This window comes from Actinospineispora spinosispora DSM 44797, assembly GCF_000429025.1.
GTDB classification, from domain to species: Bacteria; Actinomycetota; Actinomycetes; order Mycobacteriales; family Pseudonocardiaceae; genus Pseudonocardia; species Pseudonocardia spinosispora.
In genome coordinates this window covers 67845-91846 of record NZ_AUBB01000032.1, presented here as the reverse complement: position 1 = coordinate 91846, position 24002 = coordinate 67845, and the positions used below count along the sequence as shown (strand labels likewise).

The window sequence follows — 24002 nt, the reverse complement described above, 5'->3', positions numbered from 1 at the left end:
CTCTCGCCGCCGCTCGCCAGCATCTCACCCTGGCCCGCGGCGTGCGTGAGTCACACGTCCGGTCCCGTGAGGCTTTGGGTCAGCACAGTCACCGTGTGCGGCATGAGGACGAGCCCGCCGAGTGCGTCCAGCCAGGCCGCGTAGCCGCTGCCGGGCAGGGTCACCGTCAGTGGCCGAGCAGTGAGGTGGTCGAACCCCGGGATGGGCAGAAGGTCCGGGTCGTACCGTGCCTCCCGATCGACGATCTTGTGCAGGGTCCGCTCGGTCGTGGCCGCCCAGTCGAGCAGATACCGGCCGATACCGTCGCCAAGATCCAGGCTCCTGTCCGCGGTCGGATGGTCCATCGGGATGATGAGGTCGTCGGTGACCAGCACGATGATCTGGGCTAGCTCCGGGCCTCGACGCAGTCCTTCTTCGGCCCAGATCCGCAGCACCGTCAGCTCCGGGTAGAGGGTCATGTCGGCGGCGAGGGCGCCCATCGCACCGCTGACGCAGTCGAGGCAGTGCCGGTCCGGATAGCCCATGTTGAACTTTTCGATCGGGTCGTCGCTGACCCCGATACGTGCACGGATCTGCTCGGCGACGCCGTTGACCCGGCGCGTGACGACGTGTGGCACATCCGAGGGGGCTCCTTCGTGGGCGAAGCGCACCGGTTCGCTCCGCTGCGCGGCCAACCCCGCCCTGGCGACGCGCCAGAACGCCTTCTTCGCGGTCCTGCTGTCGCCGCCGTCACGCAGGGCTGCCAGATAGGCCGCCAACGGCGGCGCCATCTCTTCGCCGTTGGACTGCAGCGGGTTCTCCACGAGCGCGTTCCACAGCGGCGACCCGGTGACGATGCGCGAGGTGGGATAGCCGGTCAGGTCGACACCGACAAGGGCGCCCGCGGCGGTGACAACACCGCGTTGCGCGGTCAGGGCCTCGTCCTGGAGGCGCCGCACCCGCTGAGGCGGGCCTCTGGCCGGCAGCGTCCGCGCCAACGCGGCGAGATCGCCGGCGCCCGGGTCAGGGCGGCCGAGCCGAGCCAGGATCGCTGCGCGCCGGGACGCCACCTGCGCGAGATCCATCCAGGCCAGCAGGAACTCGCCGCGCTCGGGGAGACCGGGTGCCGGTAAGGCCGAGGGCTGCTGGTCACCCACCAGCTCGAGCAGTGGTTGGCGCAGAGGTCTCAGCCCCGGTTCCGTCCACAGCCGCAGTTGGTCGATCACATGACGCCAGGCCCGCCGGCTGCCCGGCAGCTCGACCAGCCATGGCTGCTGCCCCACGGTGGTGGCCAGGACCATCAGGGCCAGCTGGTCACGATGCGATGCCCGGCGCCACCACGAGGCCAACCAGCGTGGTTGTCGGCCGGCGGTTGCCGGCCAGAACGGCTGCGCCAGGAACCACCATGCGGTCGGGGGGCTCTCCGCGAAGGTCCTGCGGACGTTGCGAGCCAGCAGCAACAGCACCAGCTCACGCGTCGAGGCAGGCAGGTCCGCGTTCCTGACCAGCACCTGGCGCGCGGTGGCCCAGAACTCCAGATCGAGCGGGCCCTCGTATCTCCAGACCGCCAACAGGGAGTGCACCCACTCCAGTGCCGTGATCTCGCGCTGCGCGTCGTCGTCAGGGCGGGCGCCGATCGCGTTCAGTGCTTCGACCCGCTGCCGCGCGCCGTGCAGCAGGGCACCCGCTTCCGCGATCCGCTCGGCGTCGCTGCCATGGTGATCGGCCACCTTCGCCAGCACCACGTCGTACGCGTGCCCTGTGCGCCGCAGGAACACCTGCAGCTCCGCGCGGACCGGCGCCCGCCGGACCGTGAGCGGGTCGGGGACCAGCGGCAACAACCGCGCCGGCGCGGGGAGCGGCATCGCGGCCACCTCCCGCTCCGGGATACCCCGCAACCGGGCCAACTCCCGCTGGGCGAGCTGCCGCCGCTCACGGGTGGTGAGCCGGGACATCTCGGCGAGGACCAGCGGATCGACGAACACCGCTTTCCGTGCCGGGTTCTTCGGGTCCCTCGCCACGAACAGCAGGACCGCGAACCGGTCGGGCAGGTCGTCGTTCAGCCCTGGGACGAGATACAGCCGGGGCCGCATCGAGCGCCAGACTCGGGTCAGCTCGTCAACGGTGCGCCGCGCACCCGGGAACCGGTCGATCTGCTCGGCGGCGGCCTCGACCATGCCCGGCGGCGGGTCCGCCAGCACCGCACGCACCTCGTCGTACTCGCTGTCGGTGAGCGTCAGCGGTACGCCGTCATGGCGGCGGACCGCGACCGCGCCGCCGTCCCTGGTCGAGTTCAGTGCGTCCCACACCGCGAGGTAGAGCTCCTCGGGGAGGTCCCGGCCGGGGTGGACGGCCGGTTCGTCGAGCAGGCGGCGCACCTCGATCCACGCGGCGGTGGGCACCGTCCGCGTCCCGGCAAGTACCGAGGTGCCCAGGGCACTCAGTGTGTAGGTGCCATGGTGCTCGTCGAGCAGTCCCCATTCGCTCAGCAGCCGGAGCCTGCGCGCGGTGGTGTCCACATCCAGCCCGGTCGCGGCGGCCACCACCTCCGTGGTGACCGGGCCCTCGGTGCGTTCGACGACCTCGAGCAGCAGGCGTGGGCTTCTCGTCGAGACGTCGACCAGCCCCGGGGCCGCCGCGAGCAGCGCCTGCCGGATTCGTTCGGTGCCTCGGGTCGCCCCCAACGCGGCGGGACGGCCGAGCACGGTGGCGAGCTCGCGCAGCTGCGGGCCGGCGGGGTCGCGCAGCGCGACGATCAGCTGGCCGAACGGCTCGGACACCTGGTAGACCAGCCTGCGCGGGTCCGAGCCGACGCCGCTGGCGTGGTGTACCTCGAGGACGCCCCACCAGGCGAGCGTCACCAGCCGCAGCTGGATGGCGCGCTCGCTCAGCCCGGTCACGCCGGTCAGCTCACGCGCCGACACCGCGCGGCCCGACGTACCCGCCAGGTCCAGCAGTGCCTCGAACATGGTGAGCAGGGACCGCTGGTCTGTCGCTGGGCGCAGGGTCCGGACCTGGTCCTTGTTGCTGCCGGACCGGCTGCGCAGCACCCGTGCCCGAGGGTCGTGCTCGTCCTCGGCGAGTTCGGCGAGCAGCACGCGACCGGCGCCGCTGACCCGATACCTCGCGGGTCGTCCCACGCGGCTGAGCAGCCGAGCGTGCTCCAGCTCCCGGGCGCCGGCCAGCTCCTCGGTCGGCAACCCGGCAGGTTCGGTGGCCACCCGGTGCAGGACGTCGAGGTAGCTGGTGTCGTGTTGCGGCAATCTCAGCTCGGGCAGCCGCCGAACCTGATCGATCAACGTGGCGACCCGCTCCCAGCGCGCATCGGACCACCGGGATGCCCCCGGCGCGGACAGCAGCACGTCCAGCTCGATCAGCAGCTCGCGCCGCGGCCCGTCCGGGACCTTCCCCCTTCCCTCGACCCGCCGGATCAGCTCGGTCACCCAGTCGAACGGCCCGTAGGTCTGGCCGGTCGAACCGCGGCGGATCAGGCCACTCGCCACGAGCCGGGTCACCAGCACCTCGGCTTGCTCACCGGGCAGTGCGCTCTCCCGCAGCTGCTCCAGTGACATCCCGGGGTTTCGGGCGAGCAGCGTGAGTACCGATGCCACGCTGTCGTACGTGGTGATCGGCTTCGCCCTCGGCACTGTCCGGGTGACGGCTCTGGCGGCGTCCAGCGCCCGGCGCACCGGTCCGTCCGCGCCGGTCGGCGGCACCATCGCCGCCCCGGACACCCCGGCCGCGGCATCCGGCCCCAGCCACAGCAACGCGACGAGCGTCCCCACCGCGACCAGCCCGACCACCACGTTTCCCGGGTGCCTCGGCCGCCACCACTTCATCAGGATGGCCAGCGCCGCGACCCCCATGACATCGGCTGAACTCGTGGCCGTTCCCTGAGCGGCGACGGCCGGGCCGAGGAGGACGAACAACGCCGTCGCGGCCATGAGGACAGCGACCCGCAACGACCAGCGGACGGCGGCGCGGAGCCTGCTCGACCGGTGGTCGTCCAGCTGCACCAGGTCCGCGAAGGCCTGCTTGCCCCGCAGCGTCCTGAGCTGATCGAACCGCTCCCACACCTGCCGTTCCTGGGTGCTGCTCGCCGCGGTGGCACGCAGCGCGGCCACGATCTTGCGGACGATGCGTCGATCGTCGCGCGGGACGAACGAGTCGGCGAGCCGCGCGAACGCCGGGTCCGGGTGGTGGTGGTCGATCCAGCGCCGCACCTGATCGGTGTAGGCGGCGAAGCCGGCGTCGAGCTCCCGGTCGACGCTCGAATCGTGTCGGGCGAGCCTCTCCGCGGTACGCCGTGCGTAGTCGGCGACCGCGACCAGGTTGGTCCGCTGTACCTGCTCGCGTACCCGGGGATCGGCGTACTCCCGGGCGATCCTGGCCGGGCTCAGTCCGTCCAGCGGCTCGGGCGCCAGATGCAGCGGCAACTGCACGGCACCCTGGGCATCGACCTCGCTCGGGCTGGTCAACGGCCCGCTGAGCATGTCGAACGTCCGCATCGCCTGCTCGTGCGCGAACGTCAGCTCCGGGTCGGCCGGCAGCGGGCCCTTGAGGCTGTCGGTGCCCCTCGGATCGTCGAGATGCACCGCGTAGCCCTGCTTGGTGCCGGGATAGGGGTCGCTCGGGAACCGGCCGTAGAACCCGTAGCGGCCCTGGAAGACGACATGCGGGTAGAGGGCCTGGAGCATGACCTGGATCGAGCCCTTGAACCCGACCACGTCGACGAGGGTCACCCGCGCGCCGGGCGTGTCGACCGGGATCCGGATGCGCCTGGTGGGCTGGTCACCGGGCTCGTGCTGGTCGGTCGGGGCGTCCTCGTCAATGCCGAGCAGGTAGTCGGTCAGTCGATCGAACGCGCCGGGCACCTTGCTCGGGTCGACCTTGCTGGGCGTCCGGCGGAATCCGTCGAGGTGGGCGAACGAGACGCCGGTGCGCTGTTCGACGTCGAGCATCGCCGCCTCGACCTGGGCGCGGGGCAGCAACACGTCGGTGGTGTGCTGCTGCCACAGCTCGTGGTCCAGCTCCCGAACCGCGATCCCGAGGCTCGTGCCGTCCCTGCCGACGAACACGATCACGCCGCCCTGCTCGGCGTCGGAACGGAAGTCGGGCAGCATCCGACGGGCGATCCTCACCACGAACGGTGCCGCGTAGGCGAGCGTGACCCGGTAGGCCGCTGTGATCGCGGCCGTCGCGGCACGGGCGCGACGCGGCGGGCCCCTGAGGTACCACCAGGTCATGACCGCCACCGCCACCGCGACGCTCACCCAGTCGGCGGGCCCGCGCTCGCCGGCGGCCACGAGGACAGGGCCCGGGTCGGCGGCGGCGGCCGGCGCCCACAGCGCACCGGCCGCCAGTAGCAGCGCGGTGCCGGTGAGCACCGTGAACGACCGTCCCCGCCAGGTCAGCGGGAACCTGCGTGGGGCAGACAGCGCGCGGGAGGTCCGGATGTGCCGGAGCAGCTCACCGGGCAGGCCCCACAGCGAAGTGCGGCCCGCGCGGTTCCACCGCACCGCCGCACCCATCACGGCGAGCCCGATCACGCCGGCTGTGAGCAGCACGGTCGGGCGGCCGTCCGACCCCAGGACCGGCAGGCCCAGCGGCAATGCTGCCCGCGCAGCCGCCGCCGGACCGCTGCGGCCGACGAATGCGCCGCGGCCCACGGTGACGTCCCAGCGTCCGTCCGGCCCGTGATCGTGGACCTGGACCTCACGGCCCTGGGCGATCCGCAGCCGACGCAGCTCATCGACGTCGACCAGCCGCCGCTGCCCGCCAGGTAGAGGCGCCCACAGGCCAGGATCACTCGGCGGGATGAGCGGCTCATACCCGCTGACCGTCTGGTACCCGAAGTACGTAGCGCTCCGCTCTGCCCCCTCCCGCGCCTGTTCGAGGCCGACGAGGACCTCACGGGGCAGCTCGTTCGCCGACACCAGGCCGGCCATCCAGTCCATCGCGGCGAGGATCTCGGCACGCAACCGTTCGCTCGGCATGACGGCCGACAACACGTCACGCAACCCCAGCGAGCGTGACAACAACGCCAGCACGTCCGCTGCGGTCAGCAACCCGAAGTTCGTCCAGTTCCCGCTGATCAGCAGCCCGGCATCGGCATCGCGCGACCCCGTCAGCTTCGGCAGGCCCCGGTCGAAGTCGAACTGTGCGGGTGGGTCCGCCGGGCTGGTGGGGTCGAGCAGCAGGTTGGGTCGTCGGCTGCCGTCCATGTCCCGGGTCACCAGCACCGCGGGCAACCTGCCCGCGAGATGCCGCAGCCAGGCGGCCAGCTCATCGAACTGGGACACCCGGCCGGGCAGGGACTCCTGTACGACCACGACGTCACCGGCACGCACCACCAGTAACCGCTGCCCACCTGGCGAGTCGTAGCGCACGTCGTCGGAGGCGATCGCCAGCCAGGTGCGGGGTACCGGGACACCGAACAGCCGGTTGACGAGCGAGATCGCCACCCAGTCCACCAGCCGGTGGTGATCGTCGCGAGGAGCGTGCTTGACACGCAGCACGCGTCCGGAACCGTCGATGACCTTCAGCACCTTCGGCTTGCGCTCCACGAACAGGGGCGACTCGATCGCCTCGACCGTGGCGATGTCCAGCACCTCGAGCGGCAGGCCGATGAACTCGTCACCCGCCTCGGTGTCCGGCCGCCGGTCGGTGCTGGTCGAGGCGGCGCGTGGGCTCCGCCCGCTCGGGTCGGCCAGCGCGGTGCGCTGTGCCGCGAGGCGCTTCGCCGGGAACAGCACCATCGCGGCCGCTGCCGTCGGGTCGCGCCACAGTGCGAGTGCCGCCAGCAGTGCCCCGCCGGCGAGCACGAACCCGGCGATGCTCAATGCGCCACCCAGCCAGCCGGTGCCGGGCGTGGTCAGCGTGACGGTGCCGGCGTCGAGGGTCAGCTCGCGGCTCTGGGCGACCGCCGCGCGGATCTCGTCGATGCGCAGGTCCAGCAGCCACGCGAGGCGGTCCACCGGGACGGCCGAGCCGGGCGTGCGGCCGAGGACGGCGACGATCCGATCCGCCGCCGGGGCCGCGACCAGCGGGTCGATGGCGGCGTGCCGTTCGGTGATCTTCTCCCTCAGATCCGCCACCGCACCGACGAACCGGTCAGCACCTGTCAGACCGCTCAGCATCGCCCACACGGCGTCCAGCCGGGCCGCCCAGTCCTCAAGGGCGGTCAGCGACGCCTCGACGGTGACCCCGTGTGTCTCGGACGGCCAGATGAGGCCCACCGACTGGTAGGCCTCGATGACCTCCCGCTCGACCAGGTTGAGGATGTCCGCCGCGCCAGCGCCCTGTTCGGAGGTCTCCAGCAGCGCCGTGAGCCGGTCGAGGCGGAGTCGGGCGGCGCTCTCCAACCGGGCGAGCGTCGCCGGGTGGTCGGTGGCCAGCATGCCCGCGTAGCCGGGGAGCGTGGCGTTCGCCGATTCGACCCGCTCGACCAGCGCCGAAGCTTCCGTCAGCTGGTCGCGCAGCCGGGCGCCGTCCCCGCGCAGCGACCACCACACCATCAGGTCCCGGATCCGGGAAGCCAGCAGGTCCTCGCGCCACGTGCCGGTCGCGCCGGTCAGCTCGCGCAGGTCCTGTGCGTACCAGCGCGCCAGCAGTTCCTCGACCGGGTCGCCCGGCACGGGCTCCAAGCCGCGCGGCTCGCGGGAGACACCGAGGACCTCGGCTTTCAGCTCCTCCACCAGCCGCAGGATTCGGGCGCCGTGGTCACCGCGCAGGTCACGCAGGTCGTCGATGATGTCGAGCCGGTCCAGCTCGTGCGCGGCGTCCGTGGCGGGGCCGTGTGGGTGGAACCTGGCCTCGTGTCCGAGTACCCGGTCCCAGAACGCCTGGACCTCGGCGAGTACCCGGGCGCGCATCTCGGCGGAGATCTGGCCGGCGAGCTCGACCATGTCGGCTGTCTCCGCGACCACCCGCTCGTTGAGCAGCACCGACCCGTCGGAGAGGGTGACCGCGATCAGACCCGCCAGCAGCTCCTCGTTCCGAGGGTCGAATCCGGCCGGGGACATCAGCTCGACCCGGGACTGTTCGCCCAGGATCTCCCGTTCCCGGTTGGACGGGTCGTGCTCCGCTGTGTACGGGGCGCGGCGCGTCAGCTCGCCGGTGGCGATGCGCGCTTCGAGTTCGTCGAGCAACGCCGTGTCGTACGGCTGGTCGGACAGCGCGCCAGCGCGGGGCCCGCCGGGAGGTGCGTGCGGCCAGATCGACCAGGCCACCGTCACCAGGCCAGCCAACGCCGACACGCCCAACGCGACCCACGACCACGTGGTGGACGGCATCAACCGCACCACGCCGTAGGTCGCCAACGCCCACTGGCCGGTCACCAGCATCGGCTTCACGGCCGCGAACGCCTTACCCCCGAACGACCCGCGCAGACCCGACAGCGTCACCCAGCCCATCGACGGGACCATCACCGCGATCGGCACGAACGCCGCCCACAGACCCTGCCCGGCCAGCTGCACATCCAGCAGCACCAACGCCACCACCAGCGCCGGGAACCCGATCCGTACCTTCGCCCACCGGTCCAGCCAACCCGGCACCTTGTCCGGCCCGCCCCGCAGCAGCGCCGTCCCCGACACCGCCAGCAGCGACACATCCAGCACCGCGAAGAACCCGTTCACCCAGAAACCCAGAGCGAACGGCGCCGCACCCAACAACCCCGGCAGGTGAATCGCGGCGTGCCCCAGCCACGTCACCGGCGTCAGCACCGCAACCACCGTCTTCGCCCACGGCGGCAGCTTCGCCACGAGGCTCGCCACCGTGGCCGACCCGCGCACCACGAACCCGACGAAGCTCGTCACCGTCGGCCACAACCCCGCCGCCAGCACCACACCTGCCCCGGCGACCACCGCGCTGATCTGGGCGAGTGGTGGCCGCACCCGGTGCGCCGACCACGCCAGGATCGCGGTGACCACGACCAGGGCGGCGGTCACCACCGTCCAGGTCGACAGGGCCTGCCCAGCCGCGACACCGGACCCGAGTGTGTCGGCGTGGGCCGTGCTCGAACCGAGCAGCGTCTGGATGCCGAGCACCGAGGCCGTGAGGACCGCCGCCGCGGTGCCGGTCGCCCGCCGGGAAACGGGTGGTACGGCCGTCGGGACGGTGGGCCCGCCGGCGGCCGGGGCGGTGGGGGTGGGCGTGCTGGTAGCCGGCGGCGGGCCGCGTCGGTGGATGCTCCACAGCAGTGCCCAGAGTGTGGCCAGCGCGGCGGCGGTGAGTACCGCGGCGCCCGAGTAGTCCAGCGCCATCCGCAGTAGCCCGTAGAACGTCAGCTGCGCGGCGCCCACCGCGCCGGCCGCCCCGGCGAACCGCCATGCCGGGTTGCCGCGCGCGGCGGACAGCCCGGACAGCCCGACGTAGCCGAACGCGGCGGTCAGCAGCACGATCGGCGCAACGCCCAACCCGGTGGAGTGCAGGGCGAGCTGCACGGCGAGCAGGCCGGCCGCCACGGCGATCGTCGGGAACGAGGCCAGCGCGGCCCGGTCCATCCAGCTCCCGGTCAACGCCGGCTTCTTGAGTACCGCGGTCAGGGCCGCCGATACGGCGCCCACCATGAACAGTGCGTCGGCGACCGCGAACAGCACGTTGACCACCAACGCCAGACCGGAGGTGTGGAAAGCGCCGAGGGTGTGCACCACGAGGTTCACCCACCACGTCGCCGCGACGGTCGCCGACAGGATCGCCGGCCACCGGCCGGTGGTGCCCCAGCCGAGGACCTTGGTCGCCAGGTTCACCACGCCGCGCACCGCGAACCCGGCGAACCCGAATCCGGTGGCGACGAACACCGTGGTCGTCACCGCCACTGCGTCCGGCAGCGCCGCCGGCAGCAGCGCGCCGGTCGCGGCCGCGCTTGCGATGGCCCCGGCCACCGCCATCGACAGGCGGGCCTGCTGGGTGGCCAGCCACTTCCACGCGGCGGTCACCGCGTGCGGGATGCGGGTGGTCGACGCGGCGCCCGGGACGATGGCCAGCACTTCGGCCTGGGTCAGGCCGGTCATCTTCGCGGTTGCGCGCACCGACAACCCGTCGACCTCGACCGCTTCGACGACCGCGGCGCGGATCGCGTCGTCCCGGTCGGTACCGGTGAGCTTGTCGGCCTCGACCATGGTGCCGCGCAGCTCACCGACCGGCCCACGGATACCTTCGACGGTCTCCCACGCGGTGTGCAGGATCAGCCACACCACACCGGCGGCCACGATCGGATCCGTGTAGGAAGCCAGCCAGGACAGGGCAGCGGCCAGCGCACCATCGGTGACCCGGGCGAGGGCACCGAAACCGGTACCCACCACCGCGGCGACGACCACGCCGACGCTGACCTGCGCGTCGATCCGGGCGTGGTGTCCCTCGGCCTGCAACGCCTGAATGCCCAACGCCTTGCCCTGGCGCAGCCTGATCTGCGCGACCAGCTCGTTGAGCGCCGCACCCACCAGAGCGACCGTCACGACCCCGCCCAGGTCGTGGATCGGCTCCGGGTGCACGATCCGCTCGATCGCCTCGACGGCGACCAGGCCCGCCGAGACCACGATCGCGCCGACCACCGCCCACAACGACGCGCGGTCCGCCCGCTGCGTCGACCCGACCCAGCCGGTCAGCCAGCGCAGACCGGCCGGGTTCGCCGCCGCGACCCGCGCGAAGTTCAACGCCGCGATCACCGGCACCGCGGTGAACGCATCGCCCAGGTTGTGCCAGATATCGCCTTCCAGAGCGGCGCTGTCCAGTCCGAGCAGGGTGGTCAGCAACGCCTGCAGCCCGGCGGTCACCGCCAGCAGACCCAGCGACAGCAACATCACCCTGGTGGCCGGCTTCGACCGGGCGATCTCCGGATCCAGCGAACCGTGCGAGTGCTCGTGCTCCTCGCCCTCCTCGGCGGCCGCCCTGGCCCGCTGCCAGCCCCGCACCCCGAAGAACCCGGCCGTCACCATGGCCGCCACGGCGCCGGTGACCAGCCAGTGCGCCACCGGCGTCCCCGCCACCGACGGGGCACCCGGGGAGAACAACCACGCCACCGGCCCGGCCACGGCGTGCACGAATACCCCGGCCATCGCCACCCACAGCACGGTCGGGAGCGCGGTAGGACCACGAATCCAGCTGCCTGCGTGGCGCAGCAGGTCGGGCTTGGCCGCGATCACCATCGCGGCCACTACCGCGCCCGCGCCCAGGCCCGCGATCAGCGTGGAGCCGACGAGGATGCTCAGCGCCTGGAAGGTCGTGTAGCCGGCGACCACGGTGAGGAACCCGGCGAAACCGCGCTGCAGCCCGGTGACGGACAGCGTGTTCTTCAGCCGCTTACCGACCAGACCGGCGACGACCGCGGCGACGGCGAACGGACCGATGAGGTTCCAGTCGAGCGCGGCCAGCTGCCCGACCCGGGGGCCTAGCCCGGACAGTGAGTTGATCGCGGTGACCATGACCACCGTCGCGGTCGCCGTCCTGATGTCGGTGACCCGGGCGAGTACCAGTGCCGGCGCCACGAGGAACGCACCACCGACGCCGAGCAGACCGGTGAGGACTCCGGCGCCGAGGCCGATCGCCACGAGCCGGACGATCTGGGTCCGGCCGTCGACGAACGTGCCCGGGTGCGGGGAACCTCCGCGCCACATCATCACCGCGGCCGTGCCCATCAGCGCGACCAGCCCGAGCTGCAGGCTCTGCGGGTTGAGCTGCACGGCGAAGAAGCCGGATGCGAGCGCGGTCAGCGAGCCGAACCCGCCGACCCAGGCACCGACCTTCAGGTTCAGCTCGCCCTTGCGCCAGCCGTGCCAGGTGTTGATCAGCGCGGCGGCACCGACGATGACCAGGCTGCCGGCCGCGGCGTGTGTCGAGCTCTGGCCGAAGAGGAACGTCAGCGCCGGGATGGTGACCAGCGCGCCGCCGGCTCCGAAGAACCCGATGACCAGACCGACGCCGACGCCCGCGCCGAGGCCGGCGAACAGCAACGGCAGGTTCGGTGCGACCGCCACACCCAGCCCGATGAGGCCGGCGGCGAGGACGGTGGCCGTGACCTTGCGTCCGGTGGGTCCGCGAATCCACCGCAGCAGGTGCTTGGCCCGCTCCACCAGGCTCGTCGAGGTGGCGGAACCATCACCGGTGGCGCGGCCCATCCGGAACACCAGGGTCGCCGCCGCCAACATCAACCCACCGGCGACCGCGATCTGGATCGACACACCCGCCCAGCCAGATGGAAGCACGGAAGTCAGGCCCTTCCAGGTGTCGCCCGCCAGCTGCGCACCCAGTGCCACCATCGCCAGCGCCTTGAGCTGCTGGGCCAGGTTGTTCGCGGCGCGGTCCTCCTGCTTCGTCTTCTTCGACGCCTCGTCCTCGGCCATGCCCTGAGCGACCAGCTCGGCAGCCTTGGCCTTGAAGTGGCCGCGCAGCAGCATGTTGACCGCGAGGATCATCCCGACCGCGCCGGCTTCGCCCGCGCCGGCGTTGATGACGATGCCGCCGGTCGGGTCGCCGATCACGTGCTGGGTGAACACGACGCTGAACGCGCCGAACGCCATCAGCGACGCCATCCCCAGTACGAACTGGCGGGGCTTGGCCTCCAGGAAGTCGACGGTCGAACCGCTGCGCCTGCTGGCCCGGTCACCCAGCAGCGAGATCGTCACGACGAGCACCTCACCGGTGCTCAGCCCGTAGTTGAGCACGACCGCCAGCCAGCCGGGTGCATGCGCCTGCTCCAGCGCCTTCGGCCACAGCTCGTCGAACGAGCCCAGCATCGTCGCCGAGAACACGTAGGTCGCGATGACCGCCGCGACGAACCGGTCGCGCAGCGACAGCAGCGGCCGCACGAGCATCGACAGGACCACCGACAGCAGCAGTTGCTTCTTCGAGGTGAACGGTTCCGACCCCTCACCGGGCTGGGACGGCGTGGTGAGCCACAGCCCGACCGCGATCGTCCCGGCCAGCGCCGCGGTGACCAGCACCGTGGTGTCCAGCCCCACGTGGATCAGCAGGTCCTGCATCGCCAGTGTCGTGGCCAACGCCACCGCCAACCCCAGGCCCAGCATCGCCAGCAGCGTCGCCGGCCGTTTCACCTGCTCACCCGCGTCCTGGCGGGCTTGTTTCGACGTCACCAGCCATTCCTCGGCCTGGAGGAACATCTTGATCCACAACGACCCGACGAAGCCGAGCGCGAACGACGCGGCCAGGAACGTCCCGGGACCGGACGCCAGCGCCAGCAGCGCGTAGGCGACGCCGGACAGCGCCATGACACTCGCCATGCGTGCACGGCGGGGCAGGAAGTCGAACAGGACGCCCGCGGTGAAGATGCCAGCGACGTTGCCCCACAAGGCCCGGGAGAACATCGTTCCTTCCGCCATACCGGCGGCGTGGGTCAGGCCGCGCGTCGCGTACAGCCCGGACAGCACGACCCCGATACCGGCCGACACCAACGACAGGTAGACCCGGCGGTGACCGGTGGAGAACCCGTCCCGCCATGTCGTGTTACGCGCGAGCCACGAACCGGGCGGCGTGGTCGGCGACGGGGTCCCGGCAACCGGAGCGGGCGGGGGTCCCCGTCGGCCGATCGCCCACATCAGCACCGCGAGCGCACCGGCCACCACCGTGGTGGTGATGCTCGCGGTCAGCGGGAAACCCATCCACAGCCGCACCAGGCCGTAGGTCATCAGCGAGAACGCGCCGAACCCGCCGGCATGCTTCACCGTCGACGTCCGCTCCGGCGACAGCGGCTGCCCGGTGTAGGCGGCGCGCAGCTTCATCCAGGACACGTAGGCGAACGCGCCGGTCAGAGTCACGATCGGAGCGAGGCCCACCCACATGTGTTCGAGCCCCAGCTGCACACCCAGCAGCGCGGCGGCGACCGTGATCGTCGGGAACGACGCCAGACCGGCCTTCTCGGCCAGCGTGGTGGGCAGCGCCGCCGTCTCGCCGAGTGCCGCGAGACCAGCCGGGACGGCGGCGAGCAGGAACAGCAGGTCCGCGGCGGCGAAGAGCCCGTTGACCCAGGCGGCCAGCCCGTCCGCGGCGAACATGGCCGGGCCGTGGACGGCCAGGTTGACCAGCCAGGTGACCGCGACCAGCACGTCGAGTGTCCTGGACAGCCAGGCCGGGATCGGCACCGACGTCGCCCGGAGGACACCCACGAGTCCGCGCAGTGCGAACGCGACGAACGCGGCGGCCAGCGACAGCGGCGTCATGAATCCGACGGTCAGCGGCGCGGACATGATCAGGCCGGTGATGACCAGCGCCTGGATCGGTGGCCCTCGGCGGGAGATGCTCCACAGCAACGTCCCCACCGCACCCAGCGTCGCCGCCGTGATCACCGCCGTACCCGGGTAGTCCAGCGCCAGACGCAGCACCCCGTAGTACGCCAGCTGCGCGGCACCCACGGCGCCGGCCGGTCCGGCGAACCGCCACGCCGCCCTGCCCGCCGCCACCGACAGACCCGATAGCGACACGTACCCGAACGACACGGCCAGCACCGCGATCGGCGCCACACCCAGCCACAACCCGGTCATGGCCAGCTGCACGCCCAGCAGCACCGCCGCCACCGTGATCGTCGGGAACGACACCAGCGCCGCACGCGCCCACAGCTTCCCGGTCAGCACCGGAGCCTTGAACAGCGCCGTCAACGCCGCCGGCACCGCGCCCATCAAGAACAACCCGTCCGCCACCGCGAACACCAGGTTGGTCACCAGCGCCAGACCGGAGGTGTGGCCGATCCCCACGGTGTGCACCACCAGGTTGACCCACCACGACACCGCGATGGTCACCGCCGCGATCGCCGGCCAGCGACCGGTCGTACCCCAGCCGAGGACCTTCGTCGCCAGGTTCACCGCGCCCCGCACCGCAAACCCGGTGAACCCGGCGGCCAACGCGCCGGCCACCGTCGCCGTCACCGGCGACAGCGGCGCCAACACCGAGGGCAACAACACCCCGGACGCCACGGCACCGGCGATGATCCCGGCCACCAGGGCCGACCAACGGCCCTGGGCCGACACCAGCCAGGCCCACCCGCGAACCACCGGCGAGGTGGGTCCGCGAATCCACCGCAGCAGATGCTTGGCCCGCTGCACCAGACTCGTCGAGGTGGTGGGGCCGTCACCGGCGGTCCGGCCCATCCGGAAGACCAGGATCGCCGAGGCCAGCATCGCGCTACCGGCAGCGGCGATCTGGATCGACACACCCGCCCAGCCCGACGGCAGCACCGCGGTCAGACCCTTCCAGGTGTCGCCGGCCAGCTCAGCGCCTAGCACGACCATCGCCAGAGCCTTGAGCTGCTGGGCCAGGCTGTTCGCCGCCTTGTCACGTTGCTTCGTCAGCGCGGCGGCCTCGCTCGCCTTCATGCCCTTGGCGACGAGCTCGGCGGCCTGTGCCTTGAAGTGGCCGCGCAGCAGCGCGGTGACCGCGACGATCATCCCGACCGATCCGGCCTCACCGGCGACCGAGTTGATGACGATGCCCACCGTCGGGTCGCCGATCACGTGCTCGGTGAACGCCACGCTGAGCGCACCGAACGCCATCACCGACGCCATGCCCAAGGTGAACTGGCGCGGCTTGGACTCCAGGAAGTCCACCTCCGAGCCGCTCTTTCTGCTGGCCCGGTCGCCCAGCAGCGAGATCACCACGATGAACACGTCCCCGGCGATCAGCCCGTAGTTGAGCGCCACCGCCAGCCAGCCGGGTGCGTGCGCGTGCTCCAACGCCCTCGGCCACAGCTCGTCGAACGAGCCCAGCATCATCGCCGAGAACACATAGGTCGCGATGACCGCCGCGACGAACCGGTCGCGCAGCGACAGCAGCGGCCACACGAACATCGACAGGACCACCGTCCGGAACGAGTTCTTCGTCGAGTCGGACGACTCCGCGTCCGTAACGGGCTGCGACGGCGTGGTGAGCCACAGCCCGACCGCCAGGAGGCCGGCCAGCGCGGCGGTGACCAGCACCGTCGCGTCCAACCCGGCGTGGATCAACACACTCTGCATCGCCAGCGTCGTCGCCAACGCCGCCGCCAGCCCCAGGCCCAGCATCGCTAGCAGCGTCGCCGGCCGGTTCACCGGCTCACCCGCTGCCTTACGTGCCTCCTTCGACTCCACCAGCCAGTCGTCGGCCTGGATGAACATCTTGATCCACATGGAGGCCACGAAACCCACCGCGAACGACGCCGCCAGGAACGCGCCCGGCCCGGACACCAGCGCCAGCGCCACGTAGGTCGCCGCCGACAGCGCCATGACCGTCGCCATCCGCCCACGCCGGGGCAGGTAGTCGAACACCATCGCGACGGTGAAGATGCCGGCCACGTTGCCCCACAGGGCCTGCGCGAACATCGTCCCCTCGGCCATTCCAGCGGCCTCGGTCAAACCCCGGGTCGCGTACAGCCCGGACAGCACCACGCCGATGCTCGCCGACACCACCGACAGGAACGCCCGTCGATGACCGGCGGAGAACCCGTCACGCCATGCGGTGTTGCGCTCCAGCCAGGAACCCGTCGGTTTCACCGGAGCAGTGGGCGGAGGTCCTCGGCGCCCGATCGCCCACATCAGCACCGCGAGCGCACCTGCCATCACGGTGGTGGTGATGCTCGCGGTCAGCGGGAAGTCCATCCACAGCCGCACCAGGCCGTAGGTCATCAGCGAGAACGCGCCGAACCCACCGGCACGCTTGACCGCCGACGCCCTCGGCGCGGACAACGGCCGGCGGGTGTGCGCCGCGTGCAGCTTCACCCCGGACAGGAACGCGAACGCGGCGGTCAGCGTCACGATCGGCACGAGGGCCACCCACATGTGTGCCAGCCCCAGCTGTACACCGAGCAGACCGGCGGCGACGGTGATCGTCGGGAACGACGCCAGCCCGGCGCCGTCGGCCAGCGCGTCGGGCAGCGTCAGCTTCTTGCCGAACGCGGCCAGCGCCGCCGGGAGGGCGGCCACCAGGAACAGCAGGTCCGCCGCGGTGAAGAACCCGTTGACCCAGGCGGGCAGTCCGCCGCTGGCGAATGTCGCGGGCAGGTGGATGTAGAGGTTGACCAGCCAGGTCCCCGCGACCAGCACGTCCAGCACCTTGGCGAGTGGTGCCGGAATCGTCACCAGCGCGCGGGCGGTGCCGATCAGACCGCGCATCGCGAACATGACAAACGCGCCTGCCAACGTCAGCGGCAGCGCGAACCCGCTCGCGCTGGTCGCCACCACGGCGAGGCCCGTGGCGATGCCGAGACGACCGTCCGGGGTGCGCAGCCACGCGCCCGCCTTGCTCAGGCCCTCCCGCACGGTCAGGCCGTGTTGCCGCAGCAGCGCGCGCAGACCGGTGAGCGCGCCCGCCAGTACGAGCGCGATCCCCGCGATGGTCCTCAGCACTGTCCACGGCGTCTGGTGATCGGACGGTTCGACCGTCGGGGGCCCCTTGTTGTCCGGCGTACCGGTCGGGGTGGTGGTCGGCGTCGCGGAGGTGTCCGGCGTCGGGGTGTGGCTCGGGGTGGCCGACGGGGTCGGCGACTGCGTCGGGGTGGCCGACGGGGTCGGGTCGCCCGGTTTGGTCGGCTTCTCGCCCGGCTTGGCCGGGTCGTGCCCGGGCTTGGCCGGGGGCGGGGTCTTGACCCTGACGGTGTCGCCTACCTCCAGGTGGCCGGGGTTGCGCAGGCCGCTGATCTCGGTGACGTAGGCGGCGTGGTCGCCGAACCGGATCTCGAGGATCTTCGACCGCGAGTCGGAGTACTCGACGCCCCGGTACTCGGCACGCTGGGCGATCCACACACCGGTCCAGCTCTCCGGTGTGAACACCTCCGTGCCGGCGATCGAGTCGCCCGGGCTGGTGAACCTGCCACCGTTGGCCGCGTTGAACTGGGCGAAGCTCACCGTGAGCGCGTCCATCGCGGTCTGCACCGTGTCACCCTCGGCGCCGGTGAACGCGACCTTGACGCCCATCACCGGGGCGTGCTGAGTCTGCGTCGAGACGCTGTACGACGTGGCGGCGTGTGCCTGGGCCGGCGTCGAGCCGGTCCAGGAGGACAGGGTGAAGGTCGCCACCAGCAGCCCGGTGGCGACGCCGGCGGCGAGGTAGCGGCCGACGGTGCGGGCGATCGAGCCGAGCCGCGTGCCCACCTGGCGCACCCATGTCGGTGCGCGAATCGTCCTGCCGCCGGCCAGCGTCCGGATCGCCAGCACCGCACCGGCCGCGACCGTCACCACACCGATGCCGGTCTGGGCGGCGTCGTGAATCCACCCGGTCGACACCGTGCCGTCTACGGCATGGGCGGGGGCCGCGGCCAGGAGCAGGGTCGCCGCGGTCGTGCCCAGCACCACCGCTGCCCGCGCGGCCAGTTTCGGCAACGCGCCCAACACGCGGAGGCCGAGGCTGTAGAGCGACCAGCTCCAGTCGTCGACCGTCGCCCGCACGAAGGCGACACCGACCCGCACCCGAAGACCGAACTCCAGGGCCGCGTCGGAGAACCAACGGTGCACGACCCAACCGCCACCGAGCACCACGACCTCGGCCACGGTGATCGACCCGGCCAGCCAGGCGTAGCTACCCGTGTACCGCCAGGCCACCAGCCCGGCGACGATGCCCACCACGTTCGCCAGTGCGGTGAACCCGAAGACCGCGCCGTCGCGGTTCGTCCCCGGTGGGGCACGTGGCGCGATCGACCACGCGATCATCAGCAGACCCAGCGTCGCGGCGCTGACCGCGAACAGTGCCGGTGAGTTGACCGCGAGACTGTTGATCCCGTACGCGGCGAGCGCCAGGTCGTGCAACAGCAGGCCGATGCGTTCATGGGCCTGGTTGTTCTCCCGGCCCAGGACGTCCTGCCGGAACATGTGATGGGTCTGGTAAGCGACGCCCAGGCCCATCGAGGCCATCGTGGCCACCGAGATCGTCACGCTCAGCGGGCCCGCGGTGGAGTGGCCGAGACCGAAGTCGATGATCGAGAATGCGACACCGACCACCGTGGTGACCAGGCCGGTCAGCCCGACCGACCACCAGCCCCAGTGGCGAAGGTTCTGACCCTTGTGCCCGGTCCACGTCATCGTCGAGGACGCGATCTCGAAGTGGATCGCCGTCGCCGCATGCGCGACCGCCGTGAGCAGTGCACCACCGATCGCCCACAGACCCGCGCTCGTGAACGTCGCCGCCATGTTGGTGTCGACGCTGATGCCCCGGGTCAACGCCACGGCCACGAACAACCCGGCCACCGCGCTCGCCGACCAGCCGGCCACCCACCGGGTGTTGCGGAAGCTACCGATGACTCCTCGCACCAGCTGCGCCGTCGCACCGGCCGCGGCGGACAACACCCATACCTGCGACCCGCCGAGCACGATGGTGGCGACGATCGCACCCACGCCGGCACCCACCCCGACGGTCCAGACGGCCACCTTGTGCTCGGCCGTCAGCCAACCCAGCCGGCCGAGCGCCGCGCGCACGGCGGCCGCGGTGCCCGGCTGCCCGTCCGGAAGCGTCGTGAGCGCCCTGCGCAGCCGCGTGCGCTCACCCTTGGACCAGTCCAGACCGTGGCTCTTGACGAACTCGGTGATCGCCCCGGCGGCGGCCGGCCCCTTCCAGGTACCCAGCTTCAACAGGTCACGCAGCCCGGCATCGCTGAGGCGGCCCTGGGCGACCAGCCGGTTCAGGTCGTCGGTCACCGTGGCGGGCACGTCGGTCCGGGCGAGGCGGGTCAGCTGGCCGTTGCCCAGGAACCGCAGCCAGGACGGCGCCCACATCCTGGCGAGCGGCAGCAGCTGGGCGCCGATCGCCACGGCCAGCCCGGTGACGATCCACCCGTGCGAACCGGGCGTCCAGCCCGTGCCGTCCTCGGCGTGGGCGGGGGCCGCGACCAGGAGCAGGGTGGTGGCCGTCGTGCCCAGCACCACCGCTGCCCGCGCGGCCAGTTTCGGCAACGCGCCCAGCAGCCGAGTGCCGAGGGAGTAGAGCGACCAACTCCAGTCGTCGACCGTCGCCCGCACGAAGGCGACACCGACCCGCACCCGAAGACCGAACTCCAGGGCCGCGTCGGAGAACCAACGGTGCACCGCCCAACCGGCGCCGAGCACCACAACCTCAGCCGCGGTGGCCGATCCGGCCAGCCACGCGTAGCTGCCCGTGTACCGCCAGGCCACCAGCCCGGCCACGATGCCCACGACGCTGACCAGCGCGGTGAACCCGAAGATCGCGCCGTCACGCTGAGCGCCCGGCGGGGCGCGTGGGGCGATCGACCAGGCGATCATCATCAACCCGAGTGCGGCCGCGCCGACCGCGAACAGCGTCGGCGAGTTCACCGCGAGGCTGTTGATCCCGTACGCGGCGAGCGCCAGGTCGTGCAACAGCAGACCGATGCGCTCGTGCGCCTGGTTGTTCTCCCGGCCCAACGTGTCCTGCCGGAACATGTGGTGGGTCTGGTAGGCCACGCCCAGGCCCATCGACGCCATCGTGGCCACCGAGATCGTCACGCTGACCGGGCCCGCGGTCGAGTGGCCGAGGCCGAAGTCGACGATGGCGAACCCGACGCCGACCACTGTGGTGACCAGCCCGGTCAGACCCACCGACCACCAGCCCCAATGCCGAGGGTTCTGGCCCTGATGACCGGTCCAGGTGCTGGTCGAGGACGGTATCTCGAAGTGGATCGCGGTCGCCGCATGCGCGACCGCCGTCAGCACCGCGGCGCCGATCGCCCACACCCCCACGCTCGGGGCGACAGCGGCCATGTTGGTGTCGACACTGACCCCTCGGGTCAGCGCCACCACCACGAACAACCCGGCCACCGCGCTCGCCGACCAGCCGGCCACCCACCGCGTGCCTCGGAAACTGCCGATGGCACCGCGCACCAGCTGCGCCAGTGCACCCGCCGCCGCCGACAGCACCACGACCTGCGTCCCACCCAGGGCCACGGTGGCAACGATCCCGCCCACACCGGCGCCAACGGCGACCGTCCAGACACCGCCCCGGTGCTCGGCCGCCAGCCAGCCCAACCGGCCCAGCACCGACCGTGCACCGGCCGCCCGGCCCAGCTCGCCGGAGGGAAGCAGCCTCAGCGCCGCACGCAGCCGCTGCTTCTCCCCCTTCGTCCAGTCCAGACCGTGTTGCTTGGCGAACCCGGTGATCGCTCCGGCCGCGGCTGGGCCCTTCCAGGAACCCAGCTTCAGCAGGTCACCCAGCCCGGCGTCGTCGAGGCGGCCCTGGGCGACGAGCCGGTTCAGGTCGTCACGAACGCGCGCGGGGAGCTCGACCTGATCCAGACGGGTCAGCTGGCCGTCGGCCAGGAATCGCAGCCACGCCGGCGCCCATGCCCTGGCCAGCGGCACCAGCTGGACACCGGTCGCCACCGCCAGCCCAGCGACCGCGAGCCCGGTGGCGAGGCCCCAGCCCGTGTCGAGCGGAGCACTCTGGGCGCCGTGCATCGGGCTGGCCTGGGCCACCGATCCCGGGCCGGTCGCCCCGTAGAGCCACAGGGTCAGCGCGCCGATCACCACGCCGAGGCCCTTGCCCAGTGCGCCCGGCCCACGCCGCTTCGGCGTGTTCTGACCGCCGTTGTCGACGCTGGCCGTCACCTGACCGGTCTCGACGTCGACGTCGTGCACGCTGACCGAACCGTGGGCGAGCCGTTCGGCGAGTCCGGCCGCGTCGAGGTTCTCGATCGTTCCGCCCGAGGTGAACGAGCCGGTGAAGGCATCCGCCCGCGCGACCATCTCGGCCCGGTACCGGTCGCGGCGGGCACGGTCACCGAACCCGGAACCTTCGCCGCTGTCGCGGATGAAGTCGGCTGCCTCGGCCAGTGTCCGGGTCAGCGCGGCACCGAGCGGCTGTGGCTGGTGTGCGTCGGCGGCGGCCAGCACCGAGGCGATCCACGCGAGGTCGGCCAGCGTGCGCTGATACGCGGCGTCGTCGACCGACGTCGCCAGCAGGGTGTCCCGGCGGCTGAACACGTCACGCAGCTGGGTGAGGACCTCGTCCACCCTCAGCCGGCCGTAGATGGCGGGGTCCGACGCCACGATGACCCGCAGGTAGCTCTCCAGCGAGCCGTCCGGGACGAACCCCTGCATGAACGGGTTCAGCGCGTAGGGGTCGAACTCGTGGTTCAGCCAGAAGCGGTCGACCAGGTCGAAGTCGATCTGCACGGCCTGGCCGTGCTCGTCGACCATCGCGTTGCTCGGCGACGTCCCGTCCCAGTTGCCGGAGAGGGCGTTCGCCACGAGCGTTGCCGTGAGCTGGTCGAAGACGTCGTCGCGGTCTTCACGCTCGAGGTCCCACCATTCGTTGTGATCGGTTCCGGTCACAACGTCGCTCAGCACCATCAGGTCGCCCTGGTCCGCGAGCAACTTGCCGTCGTACTCGATCGGCATCTCGGCCAGCACCAGACGCATCACCGGCGCCAGCCCACCGAGCAGCCGGAACTGCAGGTTCGCCGCGACCTCGACCACCGGGTACTTCGCTGTCCTGCCGCGCTTGAGCACGTACCGCTGCCCGTCGATCTCGACCAGGACGACCTTCAGCGTCCTCTTGCCGCCCTTGAGGGTCTCGCGGTGCTCAGGTGCGCCCATCCGCCGCAGCGGCACTCCGCCGGCTGTGGCCGCTGCGCCGCCGCCGGTGGTGTTCCTCCTCAGCCATGTCGGCGCGCGGATCGTCTCACCGCCGGTCAGCGCCCGGATTGCCAGCACCACCCCCGCCGCGACGACGACCACGCCGACGCCGACCTGCAGGAGGTCCTGAGAACTCCAGCCCGCGTCGAGCGGCGCACCCTGGCCGCCGCCCATCGGGGCGGCGTTGGCCACCGGCCCATGACCGGTCGCCCCGTGGGACCACAGGGTCAAGGCACCGATCACCACGCCGAGGCCCTTGCCCAGCGCGCCCGGCCCGCGCCGCTTCGGCGAACCGGGCGGGAGCAGCCCGGCCGCCCGCGCCTTCGCCCGCAGCTCCTTCAGCAGGTCGCCGGCGTGACGGTCGTGCTCGGGGCCGGTGTGCAGGTCGCCATTGATGTGGAAGTCCCACTCGTGGCCGAGGAACCGCTGCCACCAGTCGGCGACCGACGGGTCGAGCTCGATCAGCCGGTCGACCAGAGATGCGATGTGCGCCGGGACGAGGATCACGGCGCCGTCGGTGGTGGTGCCGGGCCGGTAGCCGAAGCCGACCAGGGTGCCACCGAGCAGGTTCTCGTCGGTGATCCGGACCAGGTCGCTGTGCTCAGCACCGACGAGGTTCGGGAACTCCGCGCCGGTCAGCGCGCGGACGTGCTCCAGCACCTCGTCGATCACCGGGAGCAGCTGGTCGCGGGCCTCGCCGCTGTCCATGTCGGCGATCGCGCCGCCCCGGCTGACCGCGGTCGTTCCGGTGCGAGCCTTGCCCGTCCGGCTCAACGCGTAGAAGACGGTGGCGCCGCCCCGGCCGACCGCGCCGACGACGAACGAGACCGCCGCGAAGCTCGCCACGGTCGCGGTCACCATCGCGGCGCCGGGCACCGCGAGCAGTGCCAGCCCGGTCCCGGTCAGCAGGACCGGGAGCAGCGCCTGACGCGCCGGGCCGACTCGGCCGGTCCAGGAGGTCTCCAAACCCTTGATGGTCAGGCCGATGAGTGCGCCGGTCGCCGCGACGGCGGCCGGGCCCGTTCCGAACACCAGCGCGATGGGCGCGCCGGCGATGACCACGGTCGGCAGGTTCTTCGCCGCCGTGAGCAGCACGGTGACCATCGGGGGGCCACGGCTGTTGCTGGGGCCCCGGTGCGGCCGCAACATCAGCGTGACCAGCGCCGCGGTCAGCGCACCCGGGAGCAGTGCCGCCGAACCGAACGGCAGGCCGGCCAGCGCGATGCCACCGCCCGCCACAGTGAGAGTGGCGCCGGTGAACACCGCGGCCGCGCGCCGGGTCCGGCGTACCTGCCCGGCGCGCGGGTCGGTGCTGTCCGTCTCCTTGCGCGGAAGCTCCCCGTGAGCGGCGTTGACCCGCGCGTCCAGCACCAGCAGCGCGGCCCGCGCCTGGCGACGCAGAGCCGGTGAGGTGTTCACACCGACACCGACACCGGCGAAGGTGGCGATCATCGCGGTCTCGGCGTGGGTGACCCCGAGGGCGCC

General features: G+C 71.9%; 1 protein-coding gene (only partly in view). It reads right to left on the bottom strand.

The window, feature by feature from the left end:
• Nucleotides 1-50 precede the first annotated feature (50 nt).
• On the bottom strand, nt 51-24002 hold the 3' portion of the coding sequence (locus tag G406_RS47315; RefSeq protein ID WP_156934928.1) for a preprotein translocase subunit SecA. 20325 nt of this gene lie beyond the right edge of the window; the window shows 23952 of its 44277 coding nt (coding positions 20326-44277); the start codon falls outside the window, past its right edge; the stop codon is at nt 51-53.